Below are 501 nucleotides of genomic sequence, written 5' to 3'. Positions count from 1 at the left end.
AGCGATCCTGGCCTGTCCGGATCGCAGCACATGGCTGGGACGGCGTGATCACACTCTGCTGTTGCTGGCCGCGCAAACAGGCCTGCGGGTCTCGGAGATCATCGATCTCAACCGGGACTCGGTCATGCTGGGGCACGGTGCCCACGTGCGATGCGTTGGCAAGGGCCGCAAGGAGCGAAGTACGCCGCTCACCAAGGTTGCACAGCAAGCCCTTCGGGGCTGGCTCAACGAGCCCAGGAAACGGGGCGCAACGGGTCTCTTTCCGAACATGCACGGCGGCAGGCTGAGCGCCGACGGCGTGCAGGCGCTGCTGAACAAACATGTCGCCAAGGCTCGCGAACACTGCGTTATCCTCCGCTCGAAGCGGGTGTCGCCTCATGTTTTGAGGCACAGCGCTGCCATGGAGCTGCTGCAGGCGGGCGTCGATTGTTCGGTCATCGCCCTATGGCTGGGCCATGAGGCGATGGAAACGACGCTGACCTATCTTCACGCACATCTTGA

General features: G+C 63.3%; 1 protein-coding gene. It reads left to right on the top strand.

The window, feature by feature from the left end:
• Positions 1-501, top strand: a 501-nt coding sequence (locus tag NKI67_RS33840) for a tyrosine-type recombinase/integrase (RefSeq protein WP_352649185.1), incomplete at both ends; no start/stop codon positions are given.

The organism is Mesorhizobium sp. M0408 (assembly GCF_040321495.1).
Taxonomy (GTDB): Bacteria; Pseudomonadota; Alphaproteobacteria; order Rhizobiales; family Rhizobiaceae; genus Mesorhizobium.
Note: the sequence above shows the minus strand (reverse complement) of the source record. Positions and strands in the feature narration are given on the sequence as shown.